We start from the raw sequence: 15,368 nt of genomic DNA, 5'->3' as shown, positions 1-15,368 counted from the left end.
TTAATTCTGATACACCCTCATATGCAGAAAGTTGCAACTAGCTTCAGCATTAATTGGTGAGGCTTAAGTTGGTAACATTCATACTTTCCATCAACTGTCCTTACCTTAATAAAACTTTTTTTCAAACAAACTCAGACTCACCTCCCAATAATTATTAGTTGCAAATATTTGGATGGTAAAAAATTTATTCTTTACTTTGAATTACAAAGTGCTTTTTAATTCAACATCATGACTGCTACAGAGGTAAAAATTAGATCACGCTTAAAAATCTTAATCGTAATTATTATTGGCGGTTTAGCTTTGAGCGGTATAACTGCCTTCCCTTTAGAAAGTGAACTTGCTTATTTGGTAAACAATGATACTTCTATACTGCAACAATGGCTTAATAAAGTTTATTCGGCAGTTAAAATCACCAATGAAAATTATCCTTTTTTAAGTTATGGTACAGATTGGCTTGCTTTTGCCCACCTCATGTTAGCTGTTCTTTTTATTGGCCCATTTAATAATCCAATTAAAAACAAATGGATTATTCAATTCGGTATAATATGTTGCGTTATGATTATTCCGTTGGCGCTAATTGCAGGCAACATTCGCGGCATACCTGTTTTTTGGCAATTTATTGATTGCTCTTTTGGTTTAATCGCAATTGTTCCACTCTACCTCTGCCTTTTATATATCAAAAAATTAGAAAAATTAAATAATCATGAGATTTATCTTTAACAAATTCTATTTCATTTGTACACTCCTACTCTTGACTATAGAAATATTAATTGCCATATATACCAACAACTGGATTAGAGCGTATTTTGGAGACTTTTTAGTGGTAATTCTGCTACATTGCTTAATCTTAAGCTTTGTTAAAACGAATAAAATAAGTGTATTAATAGGTGTTTTATTATTTAGTTATCTAGTAGAAATACTGCAATACTACAAATTTGTTGAAGTGATAGGATTACAGAAATACGCTATCGCAAATACACTTATCGGCACTTCTTTTTCTTGGATTGATATGCTAATGTACACATTGGGCATTTTTTTCGTGGCAATTGTCGAGCAGTTTAATTCATCATCAGCTTTATTAATAGATCGTAAAACGATACCCAATGGATAATTTTGTAGACAAGCATTCTATAGTTAGAAAAATTTGGAGTAACCCTGATGTTGTATTGTTTATTTTTGCTGGTGCTGCTGCACAATTTAGCGTAAATAAGGCCGTCGACTGGCTTTATTTTACAGGTAAGTTGCCAAATGATCCACTAGGAAGATTATTTTCTACTGTTGCCTATGCTCAAAAAATTGTTTTCTCTACAACTGAAAAAGCAAACGCAGCCATAAATCAAATTACACAAATTCATCAGAACGTAGAAAATGCCAGAAATAGCAAAATACCAGATTGGGCCTACAGAGATGTATTATTTATGCTGATCGATTACTCCATCCGTGCTTACGAATTATTAGAAAATGAATTAAAACAGCCACAAAAAGATGAGGTAGTAAATGTATTTTGCAAAGTTGGTTCTAGAATGAAGATTAAAAACTTGCCCAATAACTATAATGAGTTTAAAGTTATTTATGAGCAAGATTTAAAGGAAAACTTGATTTATGGTAATTTTTCTGAAGACTTATATAAACAGTACAAAAAACATTTAGGTTTACCTAGGTACTTCTTAATGAAGAAAGTGCAATCGATATTAGTGCCAAACCATGTAAAATCACTCTTAAAATTAGATAATAGTTTTGGAATTAAAACACTCATTAAATGCTATAAAATTTTAAAAGTGATAAATTTAAGTGAAATACTTAAGGTATTAATTTTACCAAAAGCATATCAAACACAAATTAAAAAAATAGCAGTTTTAACTTAAGTTAGCTTTAAAACTAACTTAATGTCCATTCTGGTCTTTCGTAATCACAAGTATAACCATAAGGATTTTTCTGTAAATAATCTTGGTGTTCTTCTTCTGCGTTCCAAAAATCGCCCACGGCTATAACTTGTGTTACAATTTTGCCTGGCCAAACTCCGGATGCATCCATTTCTTCAATTAACTGGTTGGCTGTATTACGTTGCTCATCTGTGGTATAAAAAATAGCAGATCGATATGATAATCCAACATCATTACCTTGCCTGTTTAACGTGGTAGGATTATGAATTTTAAAGAAATATTCCAATAAGCTACGATAAGATAAAACAGTTGGATCAAAGGTAACCTCAATTCCTTCTGCATGTGTTCCGTGGTTGCGATAAGTTGCATTTTTTACATCTCCGCCAGTGTAACCGACAAAGGTTTTAATTACACCTGGTAATTGGCGAATTAGTTCTTCCACTCCCCAAAAACATCCGCCAGCTAAAACTGCTTTTTCTGTATTCATAAATGTATATTTTATTAATGTATAAAGCTACAACCATAACAACACAAATAAAAAGTGGTTTGATAACAGCAATGTAAATTTCATTACTCATCACATTTTTCGAGGTTTTCATCACATTTTGTTAAAAGAATTAATTTTTCGTTGTATACTTGTGTACTATTTAACTAATACACTAACTTAACAATTAAAAATGAAATCTTTAATCTTCCTAATGATCAGTTTATTTGCTGTACTCACAGCTCAAAGTCAAACTAATACTGCACATCGTATATCTGGTGTTGTACTTGATTCGGTAAATAAAAAGCCATTAACATTTGCTACCGTCATTCTAAAAAATGACAAGAATATTCAATTAAGTTCGGTTTTAACCAATAAAGATGGATTATTTGATGTTGACAAGTTAGCTAACGGCAATTATCAATTGGTAATAGTTAACGTAGGCTATCAAAATAAATCAATAGCTGTAACATTAAACAATAGCTCGAAAAACTTGGGCTCTCTCTATTTATCGCCATCTCCTACTCAGTTGAAAGGAGTAACTATTTCTGCAGAGCGACCATTGATTAAACAAGAAATTGATCGAATTTCTTATGATTTAAAGGCTGATCCCGAAAGCAAGGTGAATAATGTTTTAGAGATGATGAGAAAAGTACCGATGCTAAGTGTTGATGGTGATGATAATATTCAACTCCAAGGCAATAGTAATTATAAAATATTGATTAATGGGCGTCCCTCTGGTATGATGGAGCGAAATCCGAAAGATATTTTGAAAAGCATGCCTGCATCAAGTATTGAAAGAATTGAAGTGATTACCACGCCCCCAGCAAAGTACGATGGAGAAGGCTTAGCAGGAATTATCAATATTATAACTTTCAAAAAATTAGATAATGGTACCAATGGAACCATAAACGTCAATCACCGATTTCCGGTTGGTGGCCCTGGAATGGGTGGTTCGTTTACACTAAAATCTGGAAAATTTGGCATGGCAAGTAATTTAGGTGGAAATTTAAGCAGCACTCCATTGTTAGATAACAGCAATTTTAGACAAACAACAGGAGTTAATCCAACTAATTTATTGCAGACAGGAATTAGAGATTACAATGGCAAAAGCGGTTACATAGGCACTGAGTTAAGCTTTGAGATTGATAGTTTGAATTTAATTTCGGCTCAAATTAATTACAATGCTAGCGACAATGATAGTTTTAACGCTCAAAATTCATTACTTAGAAATAACGATGCAATTTTACAGAGCTATGAATTGAGAAACACACTCGAAGGATCTGGAAATGGTATTGACGCCGCAGTTAATTATCAATTGGGTTTTAAAAAAGATAAAAACAAAATCCTAACCTTCTCTTACAGATACTATGATTTTACGAACAAACAATTTAATAATGTAAACATCTTAAATCCCGTATCCTATAATTTAACTGATTATCAGCAATTTAATAATGGAGGGTCTAAAGAGCAAACTATACAGGTTGATTACACACTGCCGATAAAAAAATTGATGATTGAAGCTGGAGCGAAAGTAATTTTTAGAGAAAATAGTAGCAATTTTGAAGCGCTATCACTTAATCAAAACGGAGATTATGTTATAGATCCGCTAAGAACAAATATTTTAGACAATACCCAAAATGTGTATGGCATTTATAATACATATCAATTTAACCTCAAACAATGGGGAATAAAAGCCGGGGTAAGAGCCGAACAAACTGCTATTAAAGCCAATTTTTATGGTGCTAATGAGCAATTTACTAGCAATACCTTAAATTTTATACCTTCAATTTCAATTAATAGAAAATTCAAAAACAACACAAGTATAAATTTTGGTGCAAGCTCAAGAATACAAAGACCTGGAATACATCAATTAAATCCATTCGTAGATCGATCTAACCCTAATTTTGAAACTACGGGAAATCCAGATTTAAAGCCTATGTCTGGAAATAGTTTGGAAATGAGTTATAGCTATTTTAAGAAACTCCAGCTTAACGTTGGTTTAAGAGGTATGTTTTTTAAAGACATTATTATGCCGAGAGTAGTAACTGATGAACTAACAAACATTACTCGTTCTAGTTATGGAAATAATGGAACAGCAACGATGGTAGGTTTAAATGTTAATGCAAATTATCCTTTTAGTAATAAGTTAAGAGCAAGTTTAAATTTATCAGCTAATTATGGTAGGGTAAGCGGTGAAGTAAACGGCACTTTGATTGAAGCCAAAGGTTTCATGAAAAGGGCTTTTGGCTCGCTAACCTACAAACCAAGTAAAACATGGCAAGCTACTGGAAGTGTAAACTACAATGGCCGTAATTTTACGTTACAAGGCAGTTCTAATGCATTTGTAACTTCATCACTAAGTATAAACAAAGACCTTTTAGATAATAAATTGAGTATTTCTTTAGCAGCCAACAATGCATTTAATAAATACAGAAATATAATTAATAGTGTAAACGGACCGAGTTTTACGCAAGAAAGTTTTAACCAAAACTATCAGCGAAACTTTACAACAAGTATTAATTATAGATTTGGTAAACTTAAAGAAGCAATCAAGAAAAATAAAAAAGGCATCAACAATAGCGACGTTTCATCAGGCTCGACTATGTAATTGATTTTACTCCTTAATATATTTCAATACTGAGCTTAGTCGATGAGCATTAATTGTTTTTCGATTAGGCTCAGACTTGTAAAAGGTAAAATGAACCTCAGTTATTTATTAAAATTTTAAGATGTAATGTTCCTCAAATATTAATTTTCTATTTGATATAGCAAATTGATTGACTATTAATTTCAGTAAATCTTTAATCAAATTTCGCAATCATGTTTGATGGTTTAATGAGACTAAAATTAATATCAAGTACAATTTTATCATTAGTGTGGCATTCTTTAATGTCTTTGGGAACGATTCCGAATTGATACAGCCAAATAGTTTGTTTACCCGTTACGGTAATAGTTTGGTTATCTTCTACCTTATAATTTAGAACCAATGGCGAGTAATAGCTCCCCCCATTCATTTTTACATCCATTGTAAAATGAGCCATTTTCATTACAGGTAAAATCATCAAATTCATTTGAGTAAAATTGATTTGATGGATATCATTTTTAATTAATACTTTTTTTATGGAATGGGAAATTTTGCTCTTTTTTAAAGAACTATCATTTACGTATAATTTAATCTTTAAATCAGATATTTCATCTAAAACTTGTTTTTTAACAATAAACTTTCCTTCTAAATCTATATTGGCTAAGAGCGGTTTCCAATTTTTCAATTTACCCGAACCAACAGCGCTGATTGAAGTATTTTGAACAAAATAAGTTTCTTCTTGAGAAAATGCATTTGCGCTAAAGAAAATAAATAAAACACAAGTTAAATATTTGAACATGATGGCGTTAATTAATATTTCTTGAATTGTTAACTAGTATTATAAATGCAATTGTATCATTTTTTAAAATGTTTAAACAACATTAACGAAAAATAGTTCTAAAACAAAGGATTTATAGCATTTAGAAGTATTTTTATTTTAGAAAGGAAAAAAATTTAGAGAATATAGCAGCGAACAATCTGATAATCAACATATAAAAGATGAAAATATTTTTAACTTATAATTAAAATTAAATTGATTTTTTTTTTAATCTTTAAGCACTTATCTCGCTTAAAGTAATTATGCTCAAATTTATAATTAGTGCTCTCCTATTTAGCTACTTTACACTCATAACTCATAGTTCGTCAGCACAAAAAACAGCTCATACAGATAGTACCTATCAATCAATTCAGAAAATAAAGGTAGATAGTATTAGAATTAAAAAGACAAATGAATATGCTTACAGCTTACTTATTGGCAAAAAACCTTTAGCAGCAGAAATGGCTGAATTGGCAATTGCCAACGCCATCAAACAAAACAATAACCGTTATTTAGGTTTAAGTTACTTAACTATAGGTTATGCTCATCTACTCACAGGCAATTATTCGAAAGCCTATCCATTGTACATGAACGCTCTTGATGTTTATCAAAAAATTAATGAGCCTAAAAATTTATGGCGAGCCTACTTAGATCTTACTTGGATCCAAATTCAGCTTAAGGCTTATAATAATGCCGAACAGTTGATACAGAATGCCATCAGCATTGCTAAAAAAGAAAATTTAACAATAGAACAAGCCGTAAGTTATAATTATGTAGGAATATTAAATGACAGTCAAGGTAAATTTGATAAAGCTATTGATGCCTATAAATTAGCATTATCCCTAAATCAAAAAAAAGGGATGGAAAATAACCAAATCAGCACCTTGATCAATCTGGGTGTTAGTCAGCGAAGATCTAAAAAGTTTAAAGATGCTTTAATGTCTTTCGAGAATGCCAAAGTTTTAATCGACAAAGCAAATATTGCTTATTACAAGCAAAGCATTTATCAGAATTTAGCAGAACTAACCTTCGAGATGAAAGAATATGATAAAGCAGAAACTTACATTTTACAAGCATTAACTAACTCAAACAATAACAACGAATTGGTATCAAAAAGAGGGTTATTTAGCAACCTTTACAATGTTTACAAAATAAAAGGAGATTATAAAAAAGCGTTAGCTTACGCTGATTCTATAAGTGTTTTAGATCAAAACCTTTATGAAAAGGAGAAAGTAGCAGAAATATTAAATCTTCAAGCAAAGTATGACACCAAACTTAAGGACGAAAAAATTTCTAGACAGCAAATTTTAAACCTCCAACAACAACAAGCATTATTACTTAATCAAAACTTGTTACAGCTTACCTTGCAGCAGAAACAAAACAGTGAACTTTTATTTAATAAACGTAAAAACGAGCTAGAAAGCCAGAAAAAATTGCAAGCTATTGCTATGCAGAAAGATAGATTGCAAGCCAAAATAGACAAGCAGACTAGCGAACAACAAATTTTCTCTCAGAAAAAAGAGATAGAAACCAAAACACGCCAACAATTATTTTTTGGAATTTTGGCCGTAATGGCAATCGGCATTGCATTAATTATATTTTACAATCAACGTAAAACTAGAAAACTTAATCAGTTAATTACACTCCAAAAACAAGATTTGGAGCAAATTAATGCAGTTAAGGATAGAATTTTTAGCATTATTGGGCATGATATGAGAGCACCTGTAAATACCCTTATTTCCTTTAATCACCTACTAGAAGACCATCAAATATCTCCGGAGAAACTTAAAACATATTCAGAAAAAATAAGCCACACGCTCAATCACACTTCGGTGATGATGGAAAATTTATTGAACTGGAGTAAAAGCCAACTTCAGGGCTACCAACCCAATTTTCAAACCATTTCACTAGATAGCATTGCTAAACAGGTTATTGAAAATTTGGCAGCACAAGCCGCTAAAAAAAATATCAATATTGTGAATAAACTAGGTAACGCTGGTGCTTTTGCAGATAGTGACATGACTGAAATAATGCTACGTAATATCATATCTAATGCCATTAAGTTTACACCCAACGATGGAATAATTGAACTTAAAGCTGATAAAAATGATAACACAACTACGCTAACCGTTACAGATAATGGAATTGGGATGCCTCAAGAAATGGTTAAAGAGTTAAATAATAAAATCGAAATTTACAATCAGAAAAGTAGACAAGGCACTAATAAAGAAACAGGAACTGGTTTAGGGTTAATGCTCTCTAAAACATTTGCCAATTTAATGGCTGGTGGCTTAACCTTTTTTAGCGAACAAAACAAAGGTACTAGGGTTGAAATAAAATTCTTAGCAACAGAAATCAATTAAATTAAGGCCAACAAGTCTTTTTTTGTTAAAGATTTAAAAATAGCCTCTTCATTTCTAATTAAATCATGAGCTAAATCTTTTTTAGCATCTTGCATGAGCATTATTTTTTCTTCAATCGTATCCGGACAAATTAAACGAACGGCCATTACATTATTTTGCTGTCCAATTCTATAGGCCCTATCTATTGCCTGGTTCTCAACGGCTGGGTTCCACCACGGGTCAATCAAGAAAACATAATCTGCTTTTGTTAAGTTTAAGCCAACGCCTCCTGCTTTTAAACTAATTAAGAAAACTTTTACTTCAGCATTATGCTGAAAAGAATTAACTACTTCTTCCCTATTTTTGGTTTGGCCGGTTAGGTAGGCAAAAGCAATTTTACGGTCTTGTAATTGTTCTTTAACTAAATCTAACATGCTTACAAACTGAGAAAAAACCAATATATTGTGTTTAGCCGCTTTATTCTCAATCTGCTCCATTAATACATCCATTTTAGCAGATGCATTACCATAATATTTTTCTTTACTTAAAATAGCTGGCGAATTACAAATTTGCCTCAACTTGGTGATACCTTGTAAAACATGCATGCTACTTTTTATCAGCTCATTTTCTGGATTTCCCATCAAATACTCTCTAATTTCGGTTCTGCAACTTTCATAAATTTCACGCTGTTGCTTACCCATTTCGCAGTAAATCACTATTTCCGTTTTGTCTGGCAACTCTTTAGCTACTTGTTCTTTGGTTCTTCTCAAAACAAACGGATTAATTTTTTGCTGTAATTCGGCCGCTCGTTTTGCATCCTTAAACTGATCTATCGGAACAGAATAAATTTGTTTAAACTGCTCTTTTGAACCTAGCAAACCCGGACAAGCGAAAGAAAGTTGCCCGTACAGATCAAAAGTATTATTCTCTATAGGCGTGCCAGTAAGCACAATTTTATTGCGAGATTGCAACAACCTAACCGCTTTATACCTTTGCGAATCTGTGTTTTTTATATTTTGCGATTCATCTAAAAAAATATAGTTAAAACGGTATTCTTTTAAAAATTTAATATCTGATAATAATGTACCATAAGATGTAAGTACAACTTCATAAGCACTAAAATCAATGCCTGTCTTATTTCTATCTGCACCATAAATAGTTAATAGCTTTAGGCTTGGTGCAAATTTTTCGATTTCTTTTTGCCAGTTAAACACCAATGAAGCGGGTACAATTATTAGATTCGTATTGAGTTCTGTTTTTTCGCGTTGCGATAAAATAAACGCCAAAACTTGAATGGTTTTACCCAAGCCCATATCGTCTGCCAAACAGCCGCCAAAATTAAATCCATCTAAAAAGTTAAGCCAGTTCAACCCCTCTTTTTGGTAATCACGTAAGGTTGCATTTAAACCTTCAGGCACCGCTACAGCTTCGATATTATCAAAAGCAGCCAATTTAGCCTTGTAAAGTTCAATGCGTTGTTTACTTTCCACATCTAGAAGTTCAGTTTCATAAAGCTCTTCTACGGTTGCATAGCTAATATTTGGCGTATGTAATTTTTCCTCAACAATTTCTGCCGCGGCAAAATAAGCTTCAAATTTAGCTAACCAATCGCTTGGCAAAATGCCAGTAGTGCCATCATCTAATTGTACGAACTTGCTTTTATTTCTAATAGATTTATGCAGGTGTTTAAGAGATACCGTTTGTTTATTAAATTTTACTTTAATGGCAGTTTCAAACCAATCAATACCGCTAATTACATCGATATTAATTTTTGCTTGGTAAGCGCTAAGCTTATTATTTTTTAAATCATTAAAACCTAAAATAGCAATCCCCTTACTTCGCCAAGCCTCAAAAGCAGTTAAAAACCACTCTGGAGATAAAAAATGCTTGCGGTGCATGTAAAAACAATCGGTATGTAATTGCTCAGAAAACTCAGTTATCTGTTCCTCAAAATAAGGATGCATTTTGGCAATATTCGTTATAAATTGAAGCTCTTTTTCTTTATCGCGTTCCAGAGTAAAAAGCTTGCCCCTTTTATCTTTTGTTTGTATTTGTTTTTGGGAAATAACCGGAATTTCTAAACCGCCATAGCGCATAACCGGGGTAAGCAAAACAAAATCTTCCGATTCGGTGAGATAAATAATTTGCTCATTCTCTAAATCAAAACCTTGCTCAATAATTTGTTTTTGAGTAGCTGGTTTTAGGTAAGAATAATTGATTTTAATTTTATCTTCAAGTTTAGCAAGTATGTTTTCCTGAAACTCTTCATAATCTACGCGTTCTAAAACTAAATTATTCTGATGTTTTTTAAAAAAATCAATTGCATCAATAAAGTATGGATTAGAAACGAGGTACAGATGATTTTTAACCTGTACAAAATATTGATACTTAAGTACCAAATCTTCAAGATCATAAATCTTATTTTGCAAATGTAACCAACCAGAAATAGCAAAACTATCTCCTCTTTCATCAACATTAATCTCAAGATTTACTTTTAAAACAAAAACACTTACCGCTACAAGAGAGCTTGCATTTACTGTAGCACCAATTTTTTCATCGTGCTGGTAAAATTTTAACTGAAAAGGATTTTTAACGATTGCTTTTAATGCTGCAACTTCAGTATCGTTTCTTCCCTCATTGTAATTATTTTTAAAGCGAGAAATCCCGGTGTAAAACTTAATTTCGTCTTGTTGTTCTGCCTTCCATACAAAATCTAATGGATCTAAAATTTTTACAGGATTTTTTAGCTTTCCGCCTTGCGTTAAAGCGGCTTTAGCCAATTCAACAACCAAATGCCTGTAATATTTATGCCTACTAAAAATTACAATTTTAGACAATAAACTTTCATCAGCAAGATTTAACTTACCTGATTTTCTGCTATTTAATGTAGTTAAAAGCTTATCAATACTAGGCTTTTCCGGCTCAAAATCTAAGTTATCGTTCATTATTTACTGGCGGATAAAGATAACAGAAATTGAAGAAAAAGGACATTTAAAAACATGTTTTGCTAGTCAGTTGTTTGTTAAAAATATATATTTACAAGAAAGATGAAATCAAATCAAACTAGCTTTTTACAGCATTCGGTAAGGATATTATTAGGTGTTTTTATGATTGCTGCCGCAATTGGGCATTTCACTTTCCAGCGAGCAGAGTTTCAGGCTCAAGTACCCAATTGGATTCCTTTAAGCAAAGATGCGGTTGTATTACTTTCTGGCATAGCCGAAATAAGTTTAGGACTTGCTATGCTATTTTATACCCGACAAAGAATAAATGTAGGCATAGCTTTGGCCATTTTTTATGTAATAATTTTCCCTGGTAATATTGCGCAATATACCAACAGAGTTGATGCTTTTGGTTTGAATACAGATAGTGCCAGATTAACCCGCTTATTTTTTCAACCTGTACTTATTTTTTTAGCTTTGTGGAGCACCGGAGCGCTGAAATATCTATTTGCAAAAAGAGCATAGATTAAATACTATTTTTTGTTAAATTTTCTTTCGAATCTAAAAACCAAACCTCTTTTTTTGTGTTTTAAGGATATATTTTTAATCTCCTTATGCAAACATTATTAGAAAACACGAAAACACCTTCATTTACACAAAGTGAAAAACCGATTTTATTAAAAAGAACTATTATTGAGTTAGCAGAAAAAGAAGAGGCAACTCAACTTCCTGTAAAGCAAAATACAACGCCAAGGTATAAATATCCTACAAATGGCTTGTATGGCTTACTATAAAAGTTCGTTATCATAAATTATAATTGTTTTCACTAAGTTGTGCTTAGCACTAACAATACTTAAGTCTTTTCTTAACCAATAGCAGCATATTAGCTATAGAATAAGAAAAGGCTATTTTAGTTTATGAAGATAGCTAAAATAGCAAAAGATTAAGTTTTCAGAAAATTGGTTTTTCAAAAGGTAATGAAATTGGCTTAATTAAATAATCTGCTTTTAGTGCTAAGACCTTAAAGTTTCATTACGACCCGAATTAAGCCGAAAATACCTAAAAACATCTTCTTTTATATCTGCACAAAGCAAATGTCCATCTAACTTACTAGGCAAATTCAATATTATTTTTAATACTTCAGTAGCCTGCATGCTTGCAAATACACCACATACACTACCCACAATACCATAATTGCTACAACTTTGCTTCTCATGAGCTTTTAGCTGTTCGGCCGTAAAAATATCGTTCAGCCTAAATTTTTGATGGTAGTTAAGTACAGTAAGATAGCCTTGCCATCCTAATACCGCAGCGTAAATTAAAGGCTTCTCTTGTTTAGCACTTTCTAGAGAGATAATGATGCGGGTATCAACATTATCTGTACAATCGCATATAATATCATAATCGGCAATGATGGTTGCTGCATTTTGCTGGTTAAGATACATCAGATAGCTATTGATAACCACTTCTTCATTGATCTCAGCTAATCGCTGTGCCAAAACTTCAACTTTAGCTTGTCCTATATCCGCTTTGCGATATAAGAATTGACGATGCAAATTGCTTTCGGCCACCTTATCGCCATCTACTAAACCTAAAAATCCCACACCTGAGCCTGCCAGATATGTGGCTAATGGAACGCCTAAACCTCCTGCACCAATGATCAGTACTTTAGCACAACGAATAGCTTTTTGACCTTCGTTACCCACCTCCTCCACTAGCATTTGGCTCATGTAATTCCGCATCACTTTCTATTGATTTGAGAGGTGATAGTCCCATCTGTAATCTGATCGTCGTTGGCTAGCAAAAAAGCTTTAGAAAGAATGATAGATAAGCCATTGTCACCTTCAAAGGGGATAAACAAGTTCTCGGTATGGTTTTTTTGACTCCGATCTGGAACAATACATAAATACTGGTCGTTGGGCTCCATTAAAATATTGGTACTGCCCAAATGAATTTTATACGTTCTGAGCTTTCCTTCAACTACTAAAAAGCGATCTTGTATGGATGATACTTTTGCAATTTTAAGTCGCGGAATTAATCCTTCTAGTATTTCCTTTCGATTTTTGGCAACTTCAGAAAGATCACCAAATGAATAGCTAGTCCAGTAGTCTCTGTACGCAGGCACACCTCCCGAATCTTGCCACGTTGGATCATTCCCAACACTGGCTACGCCTACAAAAAGATCCACATCTCGTAATACTTCTGAAAATGCCAATGGCGGAATATCAATCAGTTGTACGGTATCATTGGTAACTGTACTTACGAATCTTACCTGATCGGTGCTAATATAGTTCCAAATGCCAGTATCATTCATTTGGTTATCGGCATTTACTTCATTTACCCAATACTCTGCACGTAGTTGGTACTCTGGCAGTAGAAGCTGTGCAGCATCATTGTATGCACCATTATCGAAGGCTCCCATAAGCTGAAATTTCCACCCCCGAGTTTTTGCCAACATATTAAATTGATGTTGTTTAAGTACATGAGAAGCCATACGATTACTATAAGTACGGGTGTTCACCTCTGCATCTGTAAGAAGGTAAACTTCTCTAAAGGCCTGTTTTAAAGGTTGCTGTATTTGCAGGCTAAGCAGCAAATTGCGCCATGATTTGGTTTCTGCAAGCGTACTTAATGCCGGATGCCATAATGAGACCAAACTCTCTTCATGTGGTTTAACTATTTCTTGTTGCACGTTTAGCCAATTTTCATCTACTTTAATGGCTGAAGTTTGCCCACCATCATCACTAAATATCCAAATCAGTCGCTGCGAAATTACATTTAGCAGGCCATGCTCTAAATATAGTTTTTTGAAATCGGCATATTTCCATTGGCGCCCACTTTTGAGCATACGATCTATCCTATCTCTCTGTGCTGCTGTGGTTTGATCAATTTGCTTTTGTGTATCTTTTACCTTTTTGAGTTTAGCAGCATGTTTTTCTTTTACGAAACTTGGAAGCGTTTTTTGAATCTGACCATCAGGTTTAAACCATTGTAGTTCAGATTTTCCCATGCCTGTAACGCTTAATATAGCTTGGTAATCATCGAACTGGTAAGTTCGTTTACCTGCCTGCAACTTAAAATCCTCTACAGCCATATCTTCTATCTCATGGGTAGATACGCCTTGCTTTTGTGCAGCTTCTGCAATGTATTTTTCGATCAATTGTTGGGTGCTATGTTGTTTGATACGCAACTTTAACCGTGATAGGTGCCCTATGCCATCTAATCCTTTAGATTGATAAAGACTATACAAACAAGCATTACCAAGCGCCGCAGCTGTAGGCCCTTGGCCTGGAATTTTCTTAAAACATCGCTCTCCTAATTTAGCAATCAAATTCAATGTTTGTTGGTCGTGGAAATTAGCGCACATCCACACCAAACCTTTCAAATGATCAAGGTTGATACTTGTTAAAAACTCCCAAGTGGTGTAGGTATATCGTTGTGCTCCCTGACCGTAAACATGTTGGTGGCTATTTTCTTTGTGGTTAATCACGAAAGTAAACCAATCGCTGATCATTTTTTTAAAGGTATCGGTACCAAGGGCTTTGGTTAGGCTTAAACTTTCCGTAAGGTATTTTTGCGTAGGCTTAGAACCTTTGGCTTTAAGTGCCTTGTCCATCACGGCGAACCAAAGCTGCTGAGTTTCGGTAGGTAATGCCAATAATAAAGGGTTGGCATATTGCATAAAGTCGTCTTGCCCTAAAAACAAAATTGGTTTAAGCTTAGCTTCGCCTATTTCTTCAAATAAGAGGCTTTCTATCTTGGCAATAAATTGTAGCTTTTCTTTAGCTCCATATTCATTTTTAGCTTCTTTAACAGCTTTAAGCAATGCTGATAATGATAACTTTATCTCCTCAGGCACACTCCTATCTTTATACTGCCTGTTCAATTGATTTAGTAGTAACCCTAAAGGCCAATGCAATACAGAAGCCCATTCCCACCGATTGTATTTTACTAATGCGTTTACAAGCAGATCCAAATTCTCAGTATCTAAACTGAGTTTGGCTCTTAGCAGCTGGTTAAGATAAGCTTCGCGTATGGTATTTTCTTGACGTGCCTGCTGATCATGATCATAACTCTTGCCATATTGACAAATCTCTTTTATGCAATATACCAAGAATGCTGTTTTTCTTTTGTCGTCCCAATTTATAACTTGTGTGTTATAGTCGGGCACTGAAGCAAGTTTTACCTCCCAAAAATTTCTATCATTTTGCTCACAAAATTGTCTGGTACTTTTTATCAATTCGTCTAATTCAAACTCCTTGGTAATAGCATTTGCAAACAATGCTTTTTTGATCTTCCCTAAAATACCCATT

The 15,368-nt window shown here is 33.3% G+C and carries 12 protein-coding genes; 7 read left to right on the top strand and 5 right to left on the bottom strand.

Features of this window, described 5'->3' with window-relative positions; genetic code table 11:
- The first annotated feature begins 228 nt into the window (after positions 1–228).
- Genes AC07XU_RS09825 through AC07XU_RS09815 form a run of 3 tightly spaced genes read left to right on the top strand, consistent with a single transcriptional unit; the run spans position 229 to position 1,865 of the window.
- A complete protein-coding gene (locus AC07XU_RS09825) occupies positions 229–720 on the top strand; it encodes a hypothetical protein (RefSeq protein WP_494943471.1) in 492 nt (163 codons plus the stop codon).
- Positions 704–1,111 (top strand): ribosomal maturation YjgA family protein, encoded by a 408-nt coding sequence (locus AC07XU_RS09820; protein WP_494943470.1) that lies wholly within the window; start codon positions 704–706, stop codon positions 1,109–1,111. Before AC07XU_RS09825 ends, AC07XU_RS09820 begins: the two co-directional genes overlap by 17 nt.
- Positions 1,104–1,865: an oxygenase MpaB family protein gene (locus AC07XU_RS09815; RefSeq protein ID WP_494943469.1), complete on the top strand. Its 762-nt coding sequence runs from the start codon at positions 1,104–1,106 to the stop codon at positions 1,863–1,865. The genes AC07XU_RS09820 and AC07XU_RS09815 overlap by 8 nt, the downstream gene beginning before the upstream one ends.
- Before the next feature lie 13 nt (positions 1,866–1,878).
- Here the strand turns inward: AC07XU_RS09815 and msrA are convergent, their stop codons facing one another.
- A complete protein-coding gene (msrA, locus tag AC07XU_RS09810) occupies positions 1,879–2,370 on the bottom strand; it encodes a peptide-methionine (S)-S-oxide reductase MsrA (protein ID WP_494943468.1) in 492 nt (163 codons plus the stop codon).
- Between the two features lie 190 nt (positions 2,371–2,560).
- On the opposite strand from msrA, the gene AC07XU_RS09805 reads away from it, so the two are divergent.
- Positions 2,561–4,978 carry a TonB-dependent receptor gene (locus AC07XU_RS09805; protein ID WP_494943467.1) on the top strand — a complete coding sequence of 806 codons (2,418 nt, stop codon included), beginning with the start codon at positions 2,561–2,563 and terminating at the stop codon, positions 4,976–4,978.
- Positions 4,979–5,171: 193 nt separating this feature from the next.
- On the opposite strand, the gene AC07XU_RS09800 is transcribed toward AC07XU_RS09805, so the two are convergent.
- On the bottom strand, positions 5,172–5,753 hold the full coding sequence (locus AC07XU_RS09800) for a hypothetical protein (protein ID WP_494943466.1): 582 nt from the start codon (positions 5,751–5,753) through the stop codon (positions 5,172–5,174).
- A gap of 281 nt (positions 5,754–6,034) precedes the next feature.
- On the opposite strand from AC07XU_RS09800, the gene AC07XU_RS09795 reads away from it, so the two are divergent.
- On the top strand, positions 6,035–8,134 hold the full coding sequence (locus tag AC07XU_RS09795; RefSeq protein WP_494943465.1) for an ATP-binding protein: 2,100 nt from the start codon (positions 6,035–6,037) through the stop codon (positions 8,132–8,134).
- Here the strand turns inward: AC07XU_RS09795 and AC07XU_RS09790 are convergent.
- On the bottom strand, positions 8,131–11,058 hold the full coding sequence (locus tag AC07XU_RS09790; protein ID WP_494943464.1) for a DEAD/DEAH box helicase: 2,928 nt from the start codon (positions 11,056–11,058) through the stop codon (positions 8,131–8,133). The two genes, AC07XU_RS09795 and AC07XU_RS09790, sit on opposite strands and share 4 nt — an antisense overlap.
- 102 nt (positions 11,059–11,160) lie before the next feature.
- Here AC07XU_RS09790 and AC07XU_RS09785 point away from each other — a divergent pair, with 102 nt between their 5' ends.
- A complete protein-coding gene (locus AC07XU_RS09785) occupies positions 11,161–11,580 on the top strand; it encodes a DoxX family protein (RefSeq protein ID WP_494943463.1) in 420 nt (139 codons plus the stop codon).
- An 89-nt stretch (positions 11,581–11,669) separates the two neighbouring features.
- Positions 11,670–11,849, top strand: a complete 180-nt coding sequence (locus AC07XU_RS09780) for a hypothetical protein (RefSeq protein ID WP_494943462.1) — start codon at positions 11,670–11,672, stop codon at positions 11,847–11,849.
- 219 nt (positions 11,850–12,068) lie between these two features.
- Here AC07XU_RS09780 and AC07XU_RS09775 read toward each other — a convergent pair whose 3' ends face one another.
- Complete coding sequence (locus tag AC07XU_RS09775; protein ID WP_494943804.1) at positions 12,069–12,797, bottom strand: HesA/MoeB/ThiF family protein; 729 nt, start codon at positions 12,795–12,797, stop codon at positions 12,069–12,071.
- Complete coding sequence (locus AC07XU_RS09770; RefSeq protein ID WP_494943461.1) at positions 12,797–15,367, bottom strand: DUF4132 domain-containing protein; 2,571 nt, start codon at positions 15,365–15,367, stop codon at positions 12,797–12,799. Before AC07XU_RS09770 ends, AC07XU_RS09775 begins: the two co-directional genes overlap by 1 nt.
- Between the last annotated feature and the right edge of the window lies 1 nt (position 15,368).

The sequence above is a fragment of the Pedobacter sp. GW456-11-11-14-TSB4 genome, assembly GCF_059424425.1.
Note: the sequence above shows the minus strand (reverse complement) of the source record. Positions and strands in the feature narration are given on the sequence as shown.

What these genes read in the sequence shown, in the direction of transcription:
- AC07XU_RS09825 (WP_494943471.1), top strand. Translation starts at nt 229, where the DNA reads ATGACTGCTACAGAGGTAAAAATTAGATCACGCTTAAAAATCTTAATC.
- AC07XU_RS09820 (WP_494943470.1), top strand. Translation starts at nt 704, where the DNA reads ATGAGATTTATCTTTAACAAATTCTATTTCATTTGTACACTCCTACTC.
- AC07XU_RS09815 (WP_494943469.1), top strand. Translation starts at nt 1,104, where the DNA reads ATGGATAATTTTGTAGACAAGCATTCTATAGTTAGAAAAATTTGGAGT.
- msrA (WP_494943468.1), bottom strand. Translation starts at nt 2,370, where the DNA reads ATGAATACAGAAAAAGCAGTTTTAGCTGGCGGATGTTTTTGGGGAGTG.
- AC07XU_RS09805 (WP_494943467.1), top strand. Translation starts at nt 2,561, where the DNA reads ATGAAATCTTTAATCTTCCTAATGATCAGTTTATTTGCTGTACTCACA.
- AC07XU_RS09800 (WP_494943466.1), bottom strand. Translation starts at nt 5,753, where the DNA reads ATGTTCAAATATTTAACTTGTGTTTTATTTATTTTCTTTAGCGCAAAT.
- AC07XU_RS09795 (WP_494943465.1), top strand. Translation starts at nt 6,035, where the DNA reads ATGCTCAAATTTATAATTAGTGCTCTCCTATTTAGCTACTTTACACTC.
- AC07XU_RS09790 (WP_494943464.1), bottom strand. Translation starts at nt 11,058, where the DNA reads ATGAACGATAACTTAGATTTTGAGCCGGAAAAGCCTAGTATTGATAAG.
- AC07XU_RS09785 (WP_494943463.1), top strand. Translation starts at nt 11,161, where the DNA reads ATGAAATCAAATCAAACTAGCTTTTTACAGCATTCGGTAAGGATATTA.
- AC07XU_RS09780 (WP_494943462.1), top strand. Translation starts at nt 11,670, where the DNA reads ATGCAAACATTATTAGAAAACACGAAAACACCTTCATTTACACAAAGT.
- AC07XU_RS09775 (WP_494943804.1), bottom strand. Translation starts at nt 12,797, where the DNA reads ATGCGGAATTACATGAGCCAAATGCTAGTGGAGGAGGTGGGTAACGAA.
- AC07XU_RS09770 (WP_494943461.1), bottom strand. Translation starts at nt 15,367, where the DNA reads ATGGGTATTTTAGGGAAGATCAAAAAAGCATTGTTTGCAAATGCTATT.